The organism is Bacillus sp. S2(2024) (assembly GCF_050474045.1).
GTDB classification, from domain to species: Bacteria; Bacillota; Bacilli; order Bacillales; family Bacillaceae_G; genus Bacillus_A; species Bacillus_A yunxiaonensis.
In genome coordinates this window covers 3,303,614-3,325,313 of record NZ_JBFLUS010000003.1, presented here as the reverse complement: position 1 = coordinate 3,325,313, position 21,700 = coordinate 3,303,614, and the positions used below count along the sequence as shown (strand labels likewise).

Annotated in this window: 20 protein-coding genes and 1 pseudogene; 18 read left to right on the top strand and 3 right to left on the bottom strand. The window is 38.0% G+C overall.

Going from position 1 to position 21,700, the window contains the following annotated elements; genetic code table 11:
- Nucleotides 1–8: 8 nt before the first annotated feature.
- On the bottom strand, nucleotides 9–833 hold the full coding sequence (gene comER, locus AB1284_RS16865) for a late competence protein ComER (protein ID WP_429753813.1): 825 nt from the start codon (nucleotides 831–833) through the stop codon (nucleotides 9–11).
- Between the two features lie 79 nt (nucleotides 834–912).
- Between comER and AB1284_RS16860 the strand changes: the two genes are divergently transcribed.
- The 3 genes from AB1284_RS16860 (at nucleotide 913) to AB1284_RS16850 (ending at nucleotide 4,517) form a co-directional block, all read left to right on the top strand.
- Nucleotides 913–1,512, top strand: coding sequence for a helix-hairpin-helix domain-containing protein (locus AB1284_RS16860; RefSeq protein ID WP_429753814.1), 600 nt, complete (start codon nucleotides 913–915; stop codon nucleotides 1,510–1,512).
- 64 nt (nucleotides 1,513–1,576) lie between these two features.
- Nucleotides 1,577–2,134, top strand: coding sequence for a ComE operon protein 2 (locus AB1284_RS16855; protein ID WP_429753815.1), 558 nt, complete (start codon nucleotides 1,577–1,579; stop codon nucleotides 2,132–2,134).
- Nucleotides 2,135–2,153: 19 nt separating this feature from the next.
- Nucleotides 2,154–4,517 carry a DNA internalization-related competence protein ComEC/Rec2 gene (locus AB1284_RS16850; RefSeq protein WP_429753816.1) on the top strand — a complete coding sequence of 788 codons (2,364 nt, stop codon included), beginning with the start codon at nucleotides 2,154–2,156 and terminating at the stop codon, nucleotides 4,515–4,517.
- Here the strand turns inward: AB1284_RS16850 and AB1284_RS16845 are convergent.
- The gene (locus AB1284_RS16845) at nucleotides 4,498–4,632 is read right to left on the bottom strand and encodes a YqzM family protein (RefSeq protein ID WP_429753817.1); all 135 of its coding nucleotides are present in this window, start codon (nucleotides 4,630–4,632) and stop codon (nucleotides 4,498–4,500) included. The two genes, AB1284_RS16850 and AB1284_RS16845, sit on opposite strands and share 20 nt — an antisense overlap.
- Nucleotides 4,633–5,042: 410 nt before the next feature.
- On the opposite strand from AB1284_RS16845, the gene holA reads away from it, so the two are divergent.
- Complete coding sequence (gene holA / locus AB1284_RS16840) at nucleotides 5,043–6,056, top strand: DNA polymerase III subunit delta (protein WP_429753818.1); 1,014 nt, start codon at nucleotides 5,043–5,045, stop codon at nucleotides 6,054–6,056.
- A gap of 84 nt (nucleotides 6,057–6,140) precedes the next feature.
- Here holA and rpsT read toward each other — a convergent pair whose 3' ends face one another.
- Nucleotides 6,141–6,398 carry a 30S ribosomal protein S20 gene (gene rpsT, locus AB1284_RS16835; protein ID WP_336481714.1) on the bottom strand — a complete coding sequence of 86 codons (258 nt, stop codon included), beginning with the start codon at nucleotides 6,396–6,398 and terminating at the stop codon, nucleotides 6,141–6,143.
- Between the two features lie 182 nt (nucleotides 6,399–6,580).
- On the opposite strand from rpsT, the gene gpr reads away from it, so the two are divergent.
- From gpr to rpsU, 14 genes and pseudogenes are all read left to right on the top strand, one after another.
- Complete coding sequence (gene gpr, locus AB1284_RS16830; protein ID WP_336481713.1) at nucleotides 6,581–7,684, top strand: GPR endopeptidase; 1,104 nt, start codon at nucleotides 6,581–6,583, stop codon at nucleotides 7,682–7,684.
- 21 nt (nucleotides 7,685–7,705) lie between these two features.
- On the top strand, nucleotides 7,706–8,047 hold the full coding sequence (locus AB1284_RS16825; protein ID WP_429753819.1) for a YqxA family protein: 342 nt from the start codon (nucleotides 7,706–7,708) through the stop codon (nucleotides 8,045–8,047).
- Nucleotides 8,048–8,258: 211 nt separating this feature from the next.
- Nucleotides 8,259–10,082 carry an elongation factor 4 gene (lepA, locus tag AB1284_RS16820; RefSeq protein WP_429753820.1) on the top strand — a complete coding sequence of 608 codons (1,824 nt, stop codon included), beginning with the start codon at nucleotides 8,259–8,261 and terminating at the stop codon, nucleotides 10,080–10,082.
- 217 nt (nucleotides 10,083–10,299) lie between these two features.
- Nucleotides 10,300–10,641, top strand: a pseudogene (locus AB1284_RS16815) (winged helix-turn-helix transcriptional regulator).
- 83 nt (nucleotides 10,642–10,724) lie between these two features.
- Nucleotides 10,725–11,864, top strand: coding sequence for a radical SAM family heme chaperone HemW (gene hemW, locus AB1284_RS16810; protein ID WP_429753821.1), 1,140 nt, complete (start codon nucleotides 10,725–10,727; stop codon nucleotides 11,862–11,864).
- Between the two features lie 233 nt (nucleotides 11,865–12,097).
- Nucleotides 12,098–13,129: a heat-inducible transcriptional repressor HrcA gene (gene hrcA, locus AB1284_RS16805; protein WP_429753822.1), complete on the top strand. Its 1,032-nt coding sequence runs from the start codon at nucleotides 12,098–12,100 to the stop codon at nucleotides 13,127–13,129.
- A gap of 119 nt (nucleotides 13,130–13,248) precedes the next feature.
- Entirely contained in the window at nucleotides 13,249–13,818 is a 570-nt protein-coding gene (gene grpE, locus AB1284_RS16800) for a nucleotide exchange factor GrpE (RefSeq protein ID WP_429753823.1), read from the top strand.
- 25 nt (nucleotides 13,819–13,843) lie between these two features.
- On the top strand, nucleotides 13,844–15,679 hold the full coding sequence (gene dnaK / locus AB1284_RS16795; protein WP_429753824.1) for a chaperone protein DnaK: 1,836 nt from the start codon (nucleotides 13,844–13,846) through the stop codon (nucleotides 15,677–15,679).
- A gap of 215 nt (nucleotides 15,680–15,894) precedes the next feature.
- Nucleotides 15,895–17,007, top strand: coding sequence for a molecular chaperone DnaJ (gene dnaJ, locus AB1284_RS16790; protein ID WP_429753825.1), 1,113 nt, complete (start codon nucleotides 15,895–15,897; stop codon nucleotides 17,005–17,007).
- Nucleotides 17,008–17,035: 28 nt separating this feature from the next.
- Nucleotides 17,036–17,974: a 50S ribosomal protein L11 methyltransferase gene (gene prmA, locus AB1284_RS16785; protein WP_429753826.1), complete on the top strand. Its 939-nt coding sequence runs from the start codon at nucleotides 17,036–17,038 to the stop codon at nucleotides 17,972–17,974.
- A 177-nt stretch (nucleotides 17,975–18,151) separates the two neighbouring features.
- Nucleotides 18,152–18,901 carry a 16S rRNA (uracil(1498)-N(3))-methyltransferase gene (locus tag AB1284_RS16780; protein WP_429753827.1) on the top strand — a complete coding sequence of 250 codons (750 nt, stop codon included), beginning with the start codon at nucleotides 18,152–18,154 and terminating at the stop codon, nucleotides 18,899–18,901.
- A 6-nt stretch (nucleotides 18,902–18,907) separates the two neighbouring features.
- Nucleotides 18,908–20,260, top strand: a complete 1,353-nt coding sequence (gene mtaB / locus AB1284_RS16775) for a tRNA (N(6)-L-threonylcarbamoyladenosine(37)-C(2))-methylthiotransferase MtaB (protein WP_429753828.1) — start codon at nucleotides 18,908–18,910, stop codon at nucleotides 20,258–20,260.
- Between the two features lie 164 nt (nucleotides 20,261–20,424).
- Nucleotides 20,425–21,090 carry a deoxyribose-phosphate aldolase gene (gene deoC, locus AB1284_RS16770; RefSeq protein ID WP_429753829.1) on the top strand — a complete coding sequence of 222 codons (666 nt, stop codon included), beginning with the start codon at nucleotides 20,425–20,427 and terminating at the stop codon, nucleotides 21,088–21,090.
- A 435-nt stretch (nucleotides 21,091–21,525) separates the two neighbouring features.
- Nucleotides 21,526–21,699, top strand: coding sequence for a 30S ribosomal protein S21 (gene rpsU / locus AB1284_RS16765; protein ID WP_020062243.1), 174 nt, complete (start codon nucleotides 21,526–21,528; stop codon nucleotides 21,697–21,699).
- The last annotated feature ends 1 nt before the right edge of the window (nucleotide 21,700 follow it).

Below are 21,700 nucleotides of genomic sequence, written 5' to 3'. Positions count from 1 at the left end.
GAGATATATTAATGCTTTTTAAATTGTTGTTCCACATGCTCAACATCCTCTTCATACTTCTCATGTGTTCGTTTTAACATCTTGTTAAACATATCTCCAACATGTTCTTCTAAAACGCGAATCCCTTCTCCTGTTATACCACCTTTTACACACACTTTCTCCTGCAAAGTCGGCAAGGTGAAAATTTGTTTTTCTAACAGTTTTCCCATCCCGATAATCATTTCGCTCGTTAAAATAGTAGCTTCTTCACGTGTAATGTTTGTTTCTTCTACAGAAGCATCAATAAAGCGCTGTAACAAATAGCTGAAAAATGCAGGGCCGCAGCTTACGATATCGGATGCCACTCTTGTAATATTTTCTTCAATAGTAATAGGTTTAGATATTTTTTGAAACAAGTTTAGTACATGCGTTTGCCATTCTTCTGAGCAGTTTTTTCCGAATGTACATAGGGAGACACCAGCTAATGCGCGATTTGTAATACTCGGGATAATACGAGCAACATGGCAGGATACGATTGTTTCTAATTGTACGGTAGATATGGGGCTTGTAATCGAAACTAGGCATTTGTCATTTGTAAGAATAGGAGCATGATTTGTCAAAATAGGATATATATCTAATGGTTTTACGCAAATAAAAATCAGCTCAGAGCGTTCAATTACTTCTTGAATTGTTTTTGCTATATGAATAGAAGGATACTTCTCTTTTATATGATATGCTTTTGCGAAAGTACGATTAATGATAGTAAGACACGAAGGTTTGACAGCCCGGGCTTCGATACATGCATCAATGAGTATATTCCCCATATTCCCTGTTCCTATTATTCCTATGTTCAATGTTTCATCCCCTCCTTCGTAACATCTTTCTCCTAAACAATATGAAGTTTATTTTGAATTTATGAATTAGAGGTGCAAAATGATGATGAATTTGCCTAGAAAGTGGCTCGTTTTATTTGCGGCAATTGGTGTTGTCGGTATTTTATTTGTATGGCAAACAAAAAATGGGCAAGAACAGCCCGCAGTGAAAGTGGAAGCGAATTCTAAGGTGGAAGAAAGGAAAGAGAAAACAAAAGTAACAGATTCTAAACCGCAATCAAAAGCGATTATCGTTGATGTTAAAGGAGCTGTACATCATGAAGGGGTGTATGAATTACAAAGCGGAGCGCGGGTGAAAGATGCTGTTGAAAAAGCAGGAGGATTTTTGCCAGAAGCAGATGTGACGAAGGTAAACTTGGCTCAGATTGTACAAGATCAAATGATGATTTATGTGCCAAAAAAAGGAGAACAAACAGTTTCTGTAAATGGATCATCCTTGCAAGAAGGAAAAATACAAATTAATACAGCAACAAAGGAACAACTTGAAAAAATATCCGGAATTGGCCCTAGGAAAGCAGAAAATATTATGAAATATCGTGAGCAGCATGGACCGTTTCAAAAAGTAGAAGATTTATTAGAAGTTGATGGGATTGGAGAAAAGTCGCTAGAAAAAATAAAAGATGAAATAATTGTTCCATAAATGATTGACGACTTTTTTCTTCTTTCGCTACACTAGTAAGAAGATTAAAAAGTAGGTGAAGATAATGGAACGAGTTTCTTGGGATCAATATTTTATGACACAAAGTCATTTGTTATCACTGCGCAGTACGTGTACAAGGCTTGCAGTTGGAGCGACAATTGTACGGGATAAACGCATTATTGCTGGTGGTTATAATGGCTCGATTGCCGGCGGTGTGCATTGTATAGATGAAGGGTGTTATGTGATTGATAATCATTGTGTGCGCACAATTCATGCGGAAATGAATGCACTACTGCAATGTGCGAAATTTGGTGCGAAAACAGATGGAGCGGAAATTTATGTTACGCATTTTCCGTGTTTACATTGCTGTAAAGCAATTATTCAAAGTGGTATTACAGCAGTGTACTATGCGCAAGATTATAAAAATCATCCGTATGCACTTGAGTTATTTGAGCAAGCAAATGTTAGAGTAAAACATGTTCCTCTTGCATTTGACGTAACAACATTAGAAGAACAACAGAAAATGCAGGAGCTAAAACAGGTTTTGTCTTCGTTAGAAACAGATGAAATGACATTGGAACAGTTGCAACAAGTATTATTGCATGCAAAAAATATGGTATAAACCGTGAGGTGAGTACGTGTTGCGTGGGCAATGGAGCTACGTTGCAATCTCAGTTATCTTTGGGATTGCAACAGCTTACTCCTCTTTTTCTATCGTTCCTTTTCTTATATTCGGTTGCTATTGCTTCGTTTGTTTTTCTCGTACCTCTCTTCCGATATTCTCCTTGATTGTCCTCGTATTTGGTCTTACGTATGTATACGCAATCTACGTAGACAAACAAAATGATTCTATGCTCTCTTTTCGTAAGACAGATATAACAGGTACGATTCAAAGTACTCCGCTTATAAATGGAGATCGCCTTTCTTTTCAGTTAGGAATGGAAAGTAATGAAACAGTTCAGTTGTTTTACAAAATTCCGTCTCGTAAATTAAAAGAAGAATTGAAGCAATTGCACCCTGGTATGGTGTGTACGTTTACTGGTGCTTTGAAAGAGCCGCCACTTCCTCGAAATTTTTATGCGTTTAATTATAAGGATTATTTATATAAACAGCATATTCATGCTCTTTTTGAGACAGAATCAATCTCTAATTGTGTACAAAAAGATATTTCGTTTGTTCATTGGTTATTTTCGATGCGACAAGCAGCTGTTTCTTATATAGGAGAGACTTTTTCCGGACAGTCAGCGGCCTTTATGAATGCTTTATTGTTTGGTGATCGCCAATATATGACGTTTGAGGTGGAGGAACAGTATCAACAATTTGGACTTGTGCATTTGTTGGCAATATCAGGATCGCATATTGTTCTGTTAACTGCGATATGTTATTTCATATTACTGCGAACTAGGATGACACGTGAAAGTACGACGATGCTCCTGCTCGTTTGTATTCCGCTATATATGTTTTGTGCAGGGGCTTCGCCATCGGTTGTGCGAGCATCTATAACAGCTGTTATTGTGCTAGGAGCGCTCACGCGAGCAATCCGAGTCTCAGGAATGGATGCTTTAAGTATGACGTTGATGATTATGCTGTTTTATGATCCGTATGTACTATTTGATATTGGATTTCAGTTTTCGTTTGTAGGAAGTTTTTCCCTTTTGCTATCTTCGTCACGGCTTCTAGCTAGTGAAAATGGCGTGTTAAAAAACTCCATATATATTTCAGTTATTTCTCAGCTAACGAGTACGCCTATTTTACTTTATCACTTCGGTTATTTTTCTCTTTACAGTATTCTTCTAAATATGATCTATGTCCCGTTTTTATCTTTAGTTGTTTTACCTGTGTGCATTGTTCTTCTTATATGTATGATATTCCTCCCAATTGTGTCGCAGTGGTTGGCCCACATATTGTCTTTATGTATACATGCTTCGAATGTGATGCTACAAATGTGCGAAGCTTTACCGTTTGTGCGTCTTACCTTTGGACAAACACCGCCATTTATTGTTGCGCTATATTGCATGAGTATTGTAAGTGTCCTTTTATCATGGGAGGGGCTTATTTGGAGAAAATATCGCACGTTGTTCCTATCGAGCTTTTTTCTGCTTAGTATATGTCATTATGCATTCCCATATGTGAACGCAAACGGAAGTATTACTTATATTGATGTTGGACAAGGGGATGCTATTTTGATTCGTCTCCCATACAATCAAGGAACGTATTTAATTGATACGGGTGGGACACTTCCAGTAAAGAAGGAAGAATGGCAGCGAAAAAAACATGAATTTTCTGTTGGACATGATATTCTCATTCCATTTTTACAAAAAGAGGGTGTGCGAGTGATTGATAAATTAATTGTGACACATGGAGATATGGATCACATGGGAGCAGCTAAAGAAGTAATGCAATCCATTGCTGTGAAAGAGGTTGTTTTAGGTAAAAAGAAAAAATTCTCCTTACCTGAACAACAAATAAAGCAGCTTGCTGTGCAAAAGAATGTGCCCATTCGAGTTGTAGAAAAAGGAGACAGCTGGACGGCTGGTGAGGTGGTGTTTTCGGTATTATCCCCAGGAGGAGAAGAAAAGGTAGATAATGATCAATCTATTGTGATTTGGACAAAAATAGGAGGCCTGACATGGTTATTTACAGGTGATTTAGAAGAAATAGGTGAGAGGCGTCTTATACAATGGTATCCAGAGTTGCATGCAGACGTTTTAAAAGTTGGACATCATGGTAGTAAAACGTCATCTTCACAACAGTTTTTGGATATTGTGAAACCAAAAACAGCCATTATTTCTGTTGGAGAGAACAATCGTTATGGGCATCCGCATACTGAAGTGTTAGAGCGTCTAAGGGATCGCGACATTGAAATATGGAGAACGGATGAACAAGGAGCAGTTTCTTATGTTTTTCAAGGGGAGACGGGAACGTTTCGCAGTAAGTTAACATATGATGAAACACAGAAAAAAAGAAGACTGCCACATGCAGTCTTTAAGAACCGATCAATTTAATGACTGTTGCGATGATAAATAATGTGGTAAAAAATCCAAATGAAACTATAAAGCCTACTCCTGAATCGGTAGCGTCATTACGCTTACTTTGAACGTTTTTTTCAAATTCATTCATCTTTGAATCCCTCCCAACATTCCATTTTAGTATAAAATATTGTCAGAAAAAAATCTACAATTTATCCTGTTATTCGTGGGCAGTATTCCAAACTCAAAATTCTGAGAGCTGGGAATACTGCCCGTAAAAGTCCGATTGTGTTTCCATTAGTGGAAAACACCCTCCGCTGATGGAAGTTCCACTTTATCAATGCTTTTCCAAGTGTGCTAACAGTTGTCATTCATAGTTGGTAAGGCAGGTGCAAATAATAAAACCAAGGTAATTACCGTTACAAAATAAGATTCCCGGGGTTTATTTTGTAACGTTTTATATAGATCAAGGAACGGGTAGCTGCCTGTTCCTTTGCACTTGTAAAACGGTGGCTGCCACATTACTATAAGTATATAAAGTGTTAGGGAGTAGGAAGTTACATGAGTGATATACATAAAAAAATAAAGAAAAAGCAATTTTCCACGTTATATTTGTTATATGGAACAGAGGCATATTTTATAAATGAAACGCTTCAGCTTTTGACATCAGAAGCATTACCTGAAGAAGATCGTGAGTTCAACGTTGTTACGTATGACTTAGAAGAAGCGTATATAGAAGAAGTAGTTGAGGATGCAAAGACACTTCCTTTTTTTGGGGAACGTAAAATCATCGTTGTGAAATCACCGTTATTTTTAACATCTCAAAAAGCAAAAATTGAGCAAAATGTAAAAGTGTTAGAGGAATATATTGCTGAACCTTCACCATTTTCTATTCTTGTATTTATCGCCCCGTTTGAAAAATTGGACGAGCGTAAAAAAATTACAAAGCTCTTGAAGAAAACAGCAGATGTGGTAGAAGCAAATGCGATGCAAGTGCAAGATGTGCGTAAATGGATCGTAAGCCGTGCAGAAGAAATGCATATTCATATAGAGGATGGGGCAGCTAGTTTGCTATTAGAACTTGTTGGAAGCAATGTGACGATGCTTGCGCAAGAAATGGATAAGCTCACATTATACGTCGGACTAGGCGGTGAGATTACTACAAGTCTTGTAGCAGAACTTGTTCCAAAATCTGTTGAACAAAATGTGTTTGCCTTAACAGAAAAGGTGATAAAAAAAGATATTGCAGGTGCAATGCGTATTTTAGAAGGATTGTTTACGCAGCAAGAAGAGCCGATTAAATTACTTGCGCTTCTTGTAGGTCAGTTTCGTTTATTATATCAAGTGAAAGAACTTCAGCAGCGCGGTTATGGGCAAAATCAAATTGCATCGCATATCGGTGTGCATCCGTATCGCGTGAAATTGGCCATGAATCAAACAAATTTCTTCTCATTTGAAGCGTTAAAGCGGGTGATTCATGAGCTTGCTGAAGCAGATTATAATATGAAAACAGGAAGAATGGATAAACGACTTGTGTTAGAATTTTTTCTAATGCGTTTAAATCATATTGGATAGTGGAAAAATGTTCATGTAGACAACTACATGAACATTTTTTTAGGAAAATAAAAAACGACCCAGATGGATCGTTTTTTTAAACGCTTACGCGTTTACTTGTTTCGCTAAGCGAGATTTTTGACGAGATGCAGCGTTTTGGTGGATAAGACCTTTACGAGCTGCTTTGTCAAGTTTTTTAGAAGCTACTTTGTATGCTTCTTTTGCTGTTTCAAGATCGTTATTGTTAACTAAAGCCTCTACAGTTTTAACAGCTGTACGCATGTCAGATTTGATAGAAGCGTTATGTGCACGACGCTCTTCGCTAAGTTTAGCGCGTTTGATAGCAGATTTAATGTTTGCCATATATTTCACCTCCCTGGTGCGATCGAGTGACTCGATACTTACATAGAACAAGTGATATTCTATCAAACGGAGAAGAGAATTGCAATAGTGAGATCGATGAAATTTCAATATAGGAAAAGAATGGCTAAAAAAAGTTTGGGGAATTCTAATGAATATTTATTATAAGTAGTGGAGGAGATAGTATGCGTGAACCGCTTGATTTAAGTAAATATGCGATAAGAACAGATCTTGCATTAGAAGCCCATCAAATGCTGCAAGAGCAGCAAGAAGAAAAAACTGCTATCCAAGGTGTAATTGTAAAAGAGCGCGAAGAAGATGGTATTACAATTACGAAGGTGACGATTGATGAAAGTGCTGCTCCGGCGATGGGAAAGAAACCAGGAAATTATTTAACTTTAGAAGTGCAAGGGATTCGTCAGCAAGACACAGAGTTACAACAAAAAGTAGAGAATATTTTTGCGAAAGAATTCTCCTACTTCATGGAGGAAATTGGGATAGATAAGGAAGCGAGCTGCTTAATCGTTGGTCTTGGTAACTGGAATGTAACGCCGGATGCATTAGGTCCAATTGTTGTGGAGAATGTACTTGTCACACGTCATTTATTTAAGTTGCAGCCGGAAAGTGTCGAGGAAGGTTTTCGTTCTGTCAGTGCGATTAGACCGGGAGTTATGGGTATTACAGGTATTGAAACGAGTGATATGATTTATGGGGTCATTGAAAAAACAAAGCCAGACTTTGTGATTGCAATTGATGCGCTTGCTGCCCGGTCTATTGAACGAGTGAATAGTACCATCCAAATTTCGGATACTGGTATTCACCCTGGTTCTGGTGTCGGTAATAAACGAAAAGAGTTAAGTAAAGATACACTAGGTATACCAGTTATTGCAATTGGTGTTCCGACTGTTGTAGATGCGGTTTCGATTACAAGTGATACAATTGATTTCATTTTAAAACATTTTGGGCGTGAGATGCGAGAGGGCGGAAAGCCAGCCCGTTCTTTACTTCCGGCCGGCTTTACATTTGGTGAGAAGAAAAAATTGACAGAAGAAGATATGCCGGACGAAAAAAGCCGCAATATGTTTTTAGGGGCTGTTGGTACGCTCGAGGAAGAAGAGAAGAGAAAGTTAATTTATGAAGTGTTAGCGCCGCTCGGACATAATTTAATGGTCACACCAAAAGAAGTTGATGCGTTTATTGAAGATATGGCCAATCTCATTGCGAGTGGTTTGAATGCAGCGCTTCATCATCAAATTGATCAGGATAATACAGGGGCATATACGCATTGATTGTAAAAGGAGAAATAAGAGTTGGGGCAGTTTACACGCAAATGTATTCTTCTCGTTATCAGTTTATTTCTTATAACGTTAGCGGGTATGCAAGTTGCTAATAGCGGTTTAAAACAGATGAAAGGTTATAATAATCCAACATATGAGCAAATTGCTCATATAACAGGAACAGACCACGGGGATGTAGAAAGAACAATTCTTGGAGAAACATTTTCCATTGAGGAAAAACAAAAACAGCTAGAGGAATTAAAAAGTTTTAATATGCTAGAGACCATGGGAAGAGGATTGACTTTATTTGTACAAAATGTAGTTCGCAACGTAACATATACCGTTGTAGATAAAATGAAACGTATATTTCGTTAATTTGGAACGTAAAGAAGCGGCTATCTTACTTAAGAGTAGGGTAGCTTTTCTTCATGATAGAAAAGGTTTGTCTATTGTTTACAGATTGCATATGATAAAAGTAAGAGCACTTGCTTATAACACTGCACCAGTTTTCATTGAATCTTTTCCCTTGTATTGATATAATCAGTGCTAGTGTATATTGGCGAGATTAGTAGGAGTGAGAAAATAGATGAATAAAGAAGAAAGAGCAAAAAGGCAGTCTAAAATTCGTAACTTTTCCATTATTGCTCACATTGACCACGGAAAGTCAACGTTGGCAGACCGCATTTTAGAGAAAACAAATGCGTTAGCACAACGCGAAATGAAAGCACAGTTACTTGACTCTATGGATTTAGAGCGTGAGCGCGGAATTACAATTAAATTAAATGCAGTACAATTAACGTATAAAGCGAAAGATGGAGAAGAATATATTCTCCACTTAATTGATACACCAGGGCATGTCGATTTTACGTATGAAGTATCTCGTAGTTTAGCGGCTTGTGAAGGTGCGATACTTGTTGTTGACGCAGCGCAAGGGATTGAGGCGCAAACATTAGCAAACGTATATTTAGCACTAGATAATAATTTAGAAATTTTGCCGGTTATTAATAAAATTGACTTGCCGAGCGCTGATCCAGAGCGTGTTCGTCAAGAGGTAGAGGATGTAATTGGCTTAGACGCATCAGAAGCTGTGCTTGCTTCTGCAAAAGCGGGGATTGGTATTGAAGAGATTTTAGAACAAATCGTTGAAAAAGTGCCAGCTCCAGCAGGTGATTCGGAAGAACCATTACAATGTATGATTTTCGACTCTTTATATGATCCGTACCGCGGTGTAATTGCTTATATTCGTGTTGTAAACGGTACAGTAAAAGTTGGCGATAAAGTACGTATGATGGCAACAGGTAAAGAGTTTGAAGTAACAGAAGTAGGTGTGTTCACACCGAAAACAACACAGCGTGAAGAATTAACAGTAGGTGATGTAGGCTTCTTAGCGGCATCAATTAAAAATGTTGGTGATACGCGTGTAGGTGATACGATTACACATGCAAAACGTCCAGCGGCAGAACCTTTACCAGGATATCGTAAGTTAAATCCAATGGTATTCTGTGGTTTATATCCAATTGATTCTGCGCGTTATAATGATTTACGTGATGCATTAGAAAAGCTAGAATTAAATGACTCTGCTCTTGAATTTGAACCAGAAACGTCTCAAGCACTTGGATTTGGTTTCCGCTGTGGTTTCTTAGGCTTACTTCATATGGAAATCATTCAAGAACGTATTGAACGTGAATTTAAAATTGATTTAATTACAACAGCACCAAGTGTTATTTATAAAGTATATTTAACAAACGGTGAGGACATGACAGTTGATAATCCATCTAACATGCCGGATCCGCAATCTCTTGATCGTGTGGAAGAGCCGTATGTAAAAGCATCTATTATGGTTCCAAACGATTATGTTGGGGCAGTTATGGAAATTTGCCAAGGGAAACGTGGTACGTTTATTGATATGCAATATTTAGATGAAACGCGCGTTACTTTGACATATGAAATTCCGCTTTCTGAAATCGTATATGATTTCTTCGATCAATTGAAGTCGAATACGAAAGGATATGCATCCTTTGATTACGAGCTAATTGGTTATAAACCGTCTAAGCTTGTGAAAATGGATATTTTATTGAATGGTGAGCAAGTCGATGCGCTATCTTTCATTGTACATCGTGACTCAGCGTATGACCGTGGAAAAGTAATTGTAGAAAAGTTAAAAGAGTTAATTCCAAGACAGCAGTTTGAAGTGCCAATTCAAGCAACAATCGGAAATAAGGTTGTGGCGCGTTCTACAATTAAAGCGATGCGTAAAAACGTATTAGCAAAATGTTACGGCGGTGACATTTCTCGTAAACGTAAACTTCTTGAAAAACAAAAAGAAGGTAAGAAGCGTATGAAGTCCGTTGGTTCTGTAGAAGTACCGCAAGAAGCATTCATGGCTGTATTGAAAATGGATGATAACTAATAACAAAAAGAAGCCGTTTGTACGGCTTCTTTTTCTTTAAGAAATCAGAAATGGTAGTCTGTAAGGATTCGGTTAATATTTAGACATCTTTGTATCTGTCCTTTACAATAGTGGTGATGCTTTTTATTGTAAAAAGCAAAAATTGTTTGGAAAAGGATGTGCTATTTGGTGAAGAGTAACCAAATAGTACCTATTGATTAAAAGTTAGGAGATTGTCGTGTCTGAGAACATCCGAAAAGAAGTTCAAGAAAAATACAAAACGGTGATTTAAATTGTGAAAAGGACCTTCCACTTTCTATCATTAGTGGAAAGTGGAAGGCCTGCATCGTTTCAGTGAATTTTAGCGTCTATTTCCTAATATTTCTCATGAAGTCTTGTCTAATCAATTAAAAGAATTGATTGAAGATGGAATCAATAATCGAACTGTATACCCAGAGGTACCTCCGCGTGTAGAATACTTTATGACGAAACTCGGTATGCCGCTTTTACCAATCGTTGAAATGATGTATGATTGGGGGAAATGCGAATGGGCCGAATTCGTATAGGGTTACAGAAGTAAATAATTACAGAAGTAAATAATTACAGAAGTAAATAAACCTCCGAAGTGCGGGGGTTTTCTTTTTAGAAAGGTAGGAACAGACTTTGATACAAGCTGCGTATATTCATATTCCGTTTTGTCAGCATATTTGTCACTATTGTGATTTTAATAAAGTATTTATTGAGCGTCAGCCAGTTGAACAATACTTACAATATTTAGAGAAAGAAATTGTGAATACAATCAAAAAAACGCCTTTTGAACAAATGAAAACGATTTTTGTTGGTGGAGGAACACCGACAGCACTAAATATGGAACAAACAGAGTATTTGCTAGATATTATTAATCGTCGTTTACGTCCGTTTGCACCAAATTGTGAACTAACTTTTGAAGCCAATCCAGGAGATTTACCTAAAGAGAAATTGAATCTTCTACTAGAAGGTGGTGTAAACCGGATTAGTTTTGGTGTTCAAACATTTCGAGATGAATTATTGCAAAAAATTGGGCGCAAACATACGAGAGAAGATGCATTCGTAGCGATTCGTGAGGCACAGGAAGTTGGTTTTACAAATATTAATGTTGATTTAATTTATGCATTGCCAACGCAAACGATAGAGGATGTAAGAGAAACGCTAGATATTGCTTTTACACTTGGGGTTCAACATTTCTCTGCGTATTCTTTAATTGTCGAGCCGAAAACGGTTTTTTATAATTTAATGAATAAAGGAAAACTGAGACTTCCAGGAGAAGATCATGAAGCAAGAATGTATGAAATTGTGATGGATGAAATGGAGAAGCATGGTTATAAACAGTATGAAATTAGTAATTTTTCGAAAGAAGGCTATGAAAGTAAACATAATCTAACATACTGGAATAATGAAGAATATTATGGTTTTGGAGCTGGGGCTCATAGTTACGTAAACGGCGAACGAATTCAAAATGTAGGTCCATTAAAACAATATTTCGCTAAAATTGATGAGACAGGTTTGCCATATTTAGATGTTCATCAAGTGACAAGGCAAGAAAAAATGGAGGAAGAGTTATTTTTAGGGCTGCGAAAAACAGCAGGTGTTTCAAAAGTAGAATTTAGAAAAAAATTCAGTGTAGAGATGAGTGAAATCTTTGCAAAGCAGTTACTTCATAATAAAGAACATGAATTGCTTCAAGAAACGAATACTCATATTTGTTTAACAAGAAAAGGGAAGTTATTAGGAAATGAAGTATTTCAATCATTCTTGGTGGATTAATTTCATATAAAGTTTCGTTGTATCCCGCTAGAGGGTACGTAGAGGTGAATCAAAGAGGGGAACGAACCGCCTGTAAGAGCCCGATTGGTGGGACTAATTAGCAGCGGAAGATCATGCTGCTAAAAGTTTCATTATCTCATCACGTTTCCGTTGACAATTCAATATCAATTTTGGTAAGTTAGTAATAGATTTAGCACTCGAAACATAAGAGTGCTAACAGAGGTGATGATGAAATGCTTACGGAACGTCAGCTCTTAATTTTACAGACAATAATTGACGATTTTATTGGATCTGCACAACCTGTTGGATCAAGAACTTTATCTAAAAAAGAAGAAATTACATTTAGTTCAGCGACAATTCGAAATGAAATGGCTGATTTGGAGGAGCTTGGGTTTATTGAAAAGACACATAGTTCTTCAGGGCGCGTTCCCTCTGAAAAAGGATATCGCTTTTATGTAGATCATCTTCTTTCACCGCAGCTTTTGCCAAGTGAAGATGTTGTACAAATTAAAGACTTGTTTGCTGAAAGAGTTTTTGAAGCGGAAAAGCTTGCACAGCAATCCGCACAAATTTTATCAGAACTCACGAGTTATACGGCGATTGTTCTTGGGCCAAAAGTGAGTGCGAATAAGCTGAAAAATGTACAAATCCTTCCGCTTGATCGTAAAACAGCGGTCGCGATTATTGTAACTGACACAGGACATGTGCAAAGTAAGACCATCACTGTTCCGGAATCTGTTGATTTATTAGATTTAGAAAAGATGGTTAACATTTTGAATGACAAGTTATCAGGTGTACCGATGTCAGAGCTTCACAATAAAATCTTTAAAGAAATTGTAATGGTTTTGCGTCAGTACGTTCATAATTATGATAGTGTCATGAAAATGTTAGACGGTACATTCCAATTTCCGTTATCCGAAAAAATATATTTTGGTGGAAAAGCAAATATGCTTGCTCAGCCAGAATTCCATGACATTCAGAAGGTTCGATCATTATTCACTATGATTGAAAATGAAGATGCGTTTTATGACATCTTGCAGAGTAAACAAATTGGTATTCAAGTGAAGATTGGGCGTGAAAATTCTTCTGCTGCCATGGAAGATTGTAGCTTAATTTCTGCGACATACTCGATTGGGGATGAGCAGCTTGGAACAATTGCGATTTTAGGACCGACGAGAATGCAATATTCTCGTGTCATTAGTTTGTTGCAATTGTTTACAAAGCAATTTACAGATGGACTGAACGGTTTATATAAACCGAAATAATAAAAAACTTCCATTTGTGGCGGGGATATCCCCGCTGCTGATGAGTAGTTGGATACAAATTAGATAGCTGGGTTAGTGCTGAGCTGTGTTGGCCCGGCCTTTTTAAGGAGGTGAAAGTTGTGGAAGAGCGTAATGAACAAGTGGTAGAAGAAGTAAAAGAAGCACAAACAGAAGAAGCTGTGGCATCAGAAAATAGCGAAGAAACTGTAGTAGAAGAAAAAAGCGAAGCTGCTCTTTTGCAAGAAAAAGTAGATGGATTACAAGCGAAATTGACGGAAACGGAAGGTCGCATGCTTCGTCTACAAGCTGATTTTGAAAACTATAAGCGCCGCGTTCAACTAGATAAGCAAGCGGCTGAAAAATATAGATCACAAAGTCTTGTATCAGATATTTTGCCAGCTCTTGATAATTTTGAAAGAGCAATGCAGGTGGAAGCAAATGATGAGCAAATGAAATCCTTATTACAAGGGATGGAAATGGTATATCGTCAATTGTTAGAAGCGCTGACAAAAGAAGGTGTTGAAGCAATTGAAGCTGTTGGAAAGCAGTTTGATCCGCATGAACATCAAGCTGTTATGCAAGTAGAAGACAGTGAGTTTGAATCAAACGCGGTTGTAGAAGAATTCCAAAAAGGTTACAAGCTAAAAGATCGCGTGATTCGACCATCAATGGTAAAAGTAAATCAATAATTACATAAATATAGGAGGTTTCGTCATGAGTAAAATCATCGGTATTGACTTAGGTACAACAAACTCTTGTGTAGCTGTTATGGAAGGCGGGGAACCAAAGGTTATTCCAAATCCAGAAGGTAACCGTACAACTCCTTCTGTTGTAGCTTTCAAAAACGAAGAGCGTCAAGTTGGGGAAGTAGCAAAGCGTCAAGCAATTACGAACCCAAATACAATTATCTCTATTAAACGTCATATGGGTACAGATTACAAAGTAGAAGTAGAAGGTAAAGAATATACACCTCAAGAAATTTCTGCGATTATTTTACAAAACTTAAAAGCGTCTGCAGAGGCATATTTAGGTGAGCCTGTAACAAAAGCTGTTATTACTGTACCAGCATACTTCAACGATGCAGAGCGTCAAGCAACAAAAGATGCAGGCCGCATTGCTGGTTTAGAAGTAGAACGTATTATTAATGAGCCAACAGCAGCAGCACTTGCTTACGGTTTAGAAAAACAAGACGAAGAACAAAAAATCTTAGTGTATGATTTAGGTGGCGGTACATTCGACGTATCTATCCTTGAATTAGCAGATGGAACATTTGAAGTTATTTCAACTGCTGGTGACAACCGTCTTGGTGGTGACGACTTTGACCAGGTAATCATTGATCATTTAGTAGCTGAATTTAAAAAAGAAAATAACATTGATTTAAGCCAAGATAAAATGGCACTTCAACGTTTGAAAGATGCAGCTGAAAAAGCGAAGAAAGATCTTTCTGGTGTAACGCAAACACAAATTTCATTACCATTCATTAGTGCAGGTCCTGCAGGTCCATTGCACTTAGAGTTAACGTTAACAAGAGCGAAATTTGAAGAGCTATCAGCGAACCTTGTTGAAAGAACATTGGAGCCAACTCGTCGTGCGTTAAAAGACGCTGGTCTTTCTCCAAGCGAACTAGATAAAGTAATTCTTGTTGGTGGTTCTACTCGTATCCCGGCTGTACAAGAAGCTATTAAGCGTGAAACTGGTAAAGAACCATATAAAGGTGTAAACCCTGATGAAGTTGTAGCATTAGGTGCTGCAGTACAGGGTGGTGTACTTACTGGTGATGTAAAAGGCGTTCTATTATTAGACGTAACTCCGCTTTCTTTAGGTATCGAAACAATGGGCGGCGTGTTCACAAAATTGATCGAGCGTAACACAACAATCCCAACAAGTAAATCACAAGTGTTCTCAACGGCTGCTGATAACCAACCAGCAGTAGATATTCACGTACTACAAGGTGAGCGTCCAATGGCAGCGGATAACAAAACGTTAGGTCGTTTCCAATTAACAGACATTCCACCAGCACCACGCGGCATTCCGCAAATCGAAGTAACATTCGATATTGATGCGAACGGTATTGTAAACGTACGTGCGAAAGATTTAGGAACAAGTAAAGAACAAGCAATTACAATCCAATCTTCTTCAGGTCTTTCTGATGAAGAAGTAGATCGTATGGTAAAAGAAGCAGAAGCAAATGCTGATGCTGACCAAAAACGTAAAGAAGAAGTTGAACTTCGTAACGAAGCTGACCAACTTGTATTCCAAACAGATAAAGTTGTAAAAGATTTAGAAGGTAAAGTAGATGCAGCTGAAGTAGCGAAAGCGACAGAAGCGAAAGATGCATTACAAGCGGCAATCGAGAAAAACGACCTTGATGAAATCCGTGCGAAAAAAGATGCACTTCAAGAAATCGTACAACAATTAACTGTAAAATTATATGAGCAAGCTCAAGCTGCTGCAGGATCACAGCAAGCAGAAGCCGCACAAGGCAACGCAGGCGCGAAAAACGACAATGTAGTCGATGCTGAGTTTGAAGAAGTAAAAGAAGATAAGTAATAAAATAAGTAAGATGACAAAAAGTCAAAGTCAAGCGTGCCTTGGCTTTGACTTTTTTCACGAGTGAAGAAAAGACTGGGTGCACACGGAGTTTTTTGTGTGAGAGTCCAATGTTTTTCTTCTTGCATACTGTAAGTGAGGAAACAGTGTTGCAAAGCACTTTCTTTCGATGTTAAAATTACGTTTATGTGAAAGGATTCGGGGGTTGCAAATTTATGAGTAAACGAGATTACTATGAAGTACTTGGCGTTAGCAAAGGCGCTTCAAAAGACGAGATTAAAAAAGCATACCGTCGTTTGGCGAAAAAGTATCATCCAGATGTAAGTACAGAAGAAAATGCAATTGAAAAATTTAAAGAAGTGCAAGAAGCATACGAAGTATTAAGTGATGATTCAAAACGTGCACAGTACGATCAATTTGGTCATGCTGATCCAAATCAAGGATTTGGTGGTTTTGGCGGAGGCGACTTCGGTGGAGGGTTCGGTTTTGAAGACATCTTCAGTTCATTCTTTGGTGGCGGAGGCGGCAGACGTCGTGATCCAAATGCGCCGCGTCAAGGTGCAGATCTTCAATATCAAGTTTCTTTAAATTTTGAAGAAGCAATTTCTGGTAAGGAAATGGATATTGAAATTCCAACTGAAGATCCTTGTGATACATGTAACGGTAGCGGAGCGAAGCCTGGAACTTCGAAAGAAACATGTAAACATTGTTCTGGAACAGGTCAAATTAGCGTGGAGCAAAACACACCATTTGGTCGTATTGTGAATCGTCAAGCTTGTAGACAGTGCTCTGGAACAGGTCAAATAATTAAAGACAAATGTACAACATGTCATGGATCTGGAAAAGTACGTAAACGTAAAAAAATTAACGTTAAAATTCCAGCTGGTATTGATAATGGTCAACAAATTCGCGTATCTGGTAAAGGGGAAGCTGGTATAAACGGCGGCCCAGCAGGAGACCTGTATGTAGTAGTTCGTGTACAAGAGCATGAATTCTTCCATCGCGAAGGTGATGATATTATTTGTGAAATGCCATTAACATTTGCACAAGCAGCACTTGGAGATGAAGTGGAAGTTCCGACTGTGCATGGAAAAGTAAAATTAAAAATTCCAGCAGGAACACAAACGGGAACAGAATTCCGTTTAAAAGGAAAAGGCGCTCCAAATGTACGCGGATATGGGCAAGGTGATCAATATGTTGTTGTTCGTGTTGTTACACCAACAAAATTAACATCACACCAAAAAGAATTGCTGAGAGAATTTGCAGGTCAAGAAGACCATGATGATAGCCTATTTAAAAAGCTTAAGCGAGCTTTTAAAGGGGAATAATGGAAATAAAAAATGGAGTTGGTAAATTGTGAAATGGTCAGAAATTAGTATTCATACAACAGAGGAAGCTGTAGAAGCAATCTCGCATATTTTACATGAAGCAGGAGCAAGCGGTGTTGCGATTGAAGACCCTGCTGAATTAACGAAAGAGCGTGAACAACAATTTGGTGAGATTTATGCGTTAAATCCAGCTGAATATCCAACAGAAGGTGTACTTGTAAAAGCGTATTTCCCAAAGAATGATACTTTGCAGGAAACAGTTACAAGTGTAAAATCATCCATTGATCTGTTGCCTTCTTATGGAATTCAGATTGGAGCAGCAACTGTATCTGTTAATGAGGTAGATGAAGAGGATTGGGCAACTGCTTGGAAAAAGTATTACCATCCAGTGAAAATTTCTGATACATTTACAATTGTGCCAACATGGGAAGAGTATACACCTTCTTCATCAGAAGAGAAAATTATTGAGTTAGATCCAGGGATGGCATTTGGTACAGGAACGCATCCAACAACAACGATGTGTATTCGTGCTTTAGAAAAAACAGTACAACCTGGTGATACTGTTATTGACGTTGGAACAGGCTCTGGTGTGTTAAGTATTGCTGCTGCCAAACTAGGTGCTGCGTCTATTCAAGCATACGATTTAGATCCAGTTGCAGTAGAGAGTGCTGAGATGAACGTTCGATTAAATCATACAGAGAATGTTGTAACTGTTGAACGAAACAGTTTACTAGAAGGAATTGAAGGCCCTGTTGATTTAATTGTCGCAAATTTACTAGCGGAAATTATTTTATTATTCCCAGAAGATGCAGCAAAAGTTGTTAAGCAAGGTGGATTATTCATTACATCTGGTATTATTGCTGCGAAAGAGAAAATTGTAACAGAAGCGTTAGTAAATGCAGGTTTTACAGTAGAAGAAGTGTTAACGATGGAAGATTGGGTAGCAATTATTGCGCGTAAAGGATAAGTTAGAATTTTCCCTATTTCGGAGTTTTATTGCCCGTTTGTACGGGGGAATGTAAACGAAAAGTCTCTCGCTGACAGTAGTGAGGGACTTGCCGTTTGTTCAATCCAAATCAAACTGTTTAGCTCTTTTCGTAAGCATTTGTTTACGAAAAGAGCTAAACCTTACTAAGGTGATATGATGCAGCGTTATTTTGTAGAAGAACAAAATATAAATGAAACAACAATTCGTATTGTAGGAGATGATGTGCATCACATCGGAAGAGTGATGCGTATGACGCCTGGTGATCACATTTATTGTTGCACAAATGGGAGAACAGCAATTTGTACAATTGCTGAAATTACCAATGAATTTATAAATACAACTATTGTAGAATGGGTAGAGATGTCAAGTGAACTACCTATATTTGTGACAATTGCTAGCGGACTGCCTAAAGGAGATAAGCTTGAGTTGATTTTACAAAAAGGAACTGAGCTTGGAGCAGCCGCCTTTTTACCGTTTGAGGCATCTCGATCTATTGTAAAATGGGATGCGAAAAAAGCTGGAAAAAAAGTAGAGCGTTTTAATAAAATCGTAAAAGAGGCAGCCGAGCAGTCTCATCGCAGTGAGATTCCTACTGTGTATGCACCTGTTTCTTTTAAAGAGCTTCTTGCGATGAGCAAAGGCTATGATAGTTGTCTTGTTGCATATGAAGAAGAAGCAAAGCAAGGTGAAAAATCAAACTTTGCTAAGGCTTTAATGAAGTTAGAGCCTGGACAAAAGGTACTCATTGTATTTGGGCCAGAAGGTGGTTTAACAGAAGGGGAAGTATCTTCTCTATCTGAGCATGCTTTTGTACCTTGCAGTTTAGGACCAAGAATATTGCGGACAGAAACAGCGCCTTTATATGCGCTAAGTGCCGCGTCTTATCATTTTGAATTAATGGGGTGAATATATATGGCAACTGTTGCGTTTCATACGTTAGGTTGTAAAGTAAACCACTACGAGACAGAAGCGATTTGGCAACTGTTTAAACAAGGTGGTTATGAGCGAACTGAATTTGAGAAAACAGCTGATGTATATGTAATTAATACATGTACTGTAACAAATACAGGGGATAAAAAAAGTCGTCAAGTCATTCGTCGTGCCGTTCGTCAAAATCCTGATGCGGTAATTTGTGTAACGGGATGTTATGCACAAACATCTCCAGCAGAAATTATGGCAATTCCAGGTGTGGATATTGTTGTCGGAACGCAAGACCGTGAGAAAATGCTTGGCTATATTGAAGAATATCGTAATGAACGTCAGCCAATTAATGCTGTACGTAACATTATGAAAACACGTGTATATGAAGAATTAGATGTACCGTACTTTACAGATCGTACACGTGCATCTTTGAAAATTCAAGAAGGATGTAACAACTTCTGTACGTTCTGTATCATTCCGTGGGCTCGTGGTTTAATGCGTTCTCGTGATGGAAAAGAAGTTATTCGTCAAGCGCAGCAATTAGTAGATGCTGGCTATAAAGAAATCGTCTTAACAGGTATTCATACAGGTGGATACGGTGAAGACATGAAAGATTATAATTTAGCAGGATTACTTCGCGATATGGAAGCGCAAGTAACAGGTTTAAAACGCCTTCGTATTTCTTCCATTGAAGCAAGTCAAATTACTGATGAAGTGATTGAAGTACTGCGCGACTCTAAAGTTGTTGTACGTCATCTGCACATTCCACTTCAATCTGGATCTAATACAGTATTGAAGCGTATGCGCCGTAAATATACGATGGAGTTTTTCCAAGAGCGTTTAGATCGCTTAAAAGAAGCGTTGCCAGGACTAGCAATTACATCTGATGTTATCGTTGGTTTCCCTGGTGAAACAGAAGAAGAATTTATGGAAACGTTCAATTTCATTAAAAATAATCATTTCTCTGAACTCCATGTATTCCCGTATTCAAAACGTACGGGAACACCAGCAGCGCGCATGGACGATCAAGTGCCAGAAGAAATCAAGAACGAGCGCGTACACCGCTTGATTGCATTATCTGATCAATTAGCGAAAGAATATGCATCTCAGTTTGAAGGTGAAGTTCTTGAAATTATTCCAGAAGAGCCATTTAAAGAAGCTGATCGTGAAGGATTATATGTAGGTTACACAGATAATTACTTAAAAGTTGTCTTTGAAGGGTCTGAAGAATTAATCGGTAAATTGATTAAGGTAAAAATCACGAAAGCTGGTTATCCTTATAATGAAGCGCAATTTGTTCGTGTTCTAGAAGATGCATCTCCGAAAGAATCAGCAAGCGCATAATCGAAAAGCATGCAAACAGTTTTGTTTGCATGCTTTTTTATTTGCTGGAGAAGTTAAAATATGAAAACGCTATACTTTATGATATAATGCTGAAGATTAAGGTTGTCAGACAACTGATAAGTACGAAAATATTGAGTATAAGTTAAGAAAGGGGCAATTTTTAAATGAATTATGCAAAATTAATTGATCATACGTTATTAAAGCCAGATGCAAAAAAAGAGGCAATTGTTACTCTATGCGAAGAGGCAAAACAACATGATTTTGCCTCTGTATGTGTAAATCCAACATGGATTGAAACAGCGGCAGAAATTTTAAAAGGGACAGACGTAAAAGTTTGTACTGTAATTGGTTTTCCTCTTGGAGCAAATACACCAGAAACGAAAGCATTTGAAACAAAAGATGCAATTGCAAAAGGCGCAACAGAAGTTGATATGGTGATTAACATCGGTGCATTAAAAGATAAAAACGACGAGTTAGTAGAGCGTGATGTTCGCGCAGTTGTAGAAGCTGCAAAAGGACAAGCGCTTGTAAAAGTAATTATTGAAACATGCCTATTAACAGAGGAAGAAAAAGTTCGTGCTTGTGAGTTGTCTGTAAAAGCAGGTGTTGATTTTGTAAAAACATCAACAGGATTTTCAACAGGCGGTGCAACAGTAGAAGATGTTGCATTAATGAGAAAAACAGTAGGACCAGAAATAGGTGTAAAAGCATCAGGCGGTGTTCGTGATGAAAAAGGCATGGACGCAATGGTAGAAGCTGGTGCAACACGCATCGGTACAAGCTCTGGTGTAGCGCTAGTAAGCGGAAAAACAGCAACAACTGATTATTAAAATCAAAGCGGAAGCCGCTCGTTTAGAACATGAGGGCGTTGGAGCTCTTGACGTAGAGGCGTTTTTTGCCTCGTAGGAAAGAGTGAAACGACCGATTGTTCTAGCGGATGTAGATGGATAAAAATAAAAGCGGAGCCGACTGTTTAGTCCTGCCGGCTAAGGTTATTTGACACGAAAAACTGGGGATATTGTATCCAGATGATGAAAAGTGGAAGCGAACATTTTGGTAGAATAATGTCGCATTGATATAGAATTTTATATCGGAATTGAACGTATCGTGAAAAAAGAAGAGCGATTGCTCTTCTTTTCTTTTATCAGATAGTTGACCTAAAAGTATAAAATGTATTATAATCTTAAAAGACATGCTGAGAAAGTGTTTCTTTTTGCATGCTGAATTTAGGATGTAAGTGGATGTTTCGGAGGGAGGGAAAGAGAATGTCAAAAACAGTCGTTCGTAAAAACGAGTCTTTGGAGGATGCACTTCGCCGTTTTAAAAGATCAACTTCTAAAGCTGGTACGCTTGCTGAAGCAAGAAAGCGCGAGTTCTATGAAAAGCCAAGCGTAAAACGCAAGAAGAAATCTGAAGCGGCAAGAAAACGCAAATTCTAAG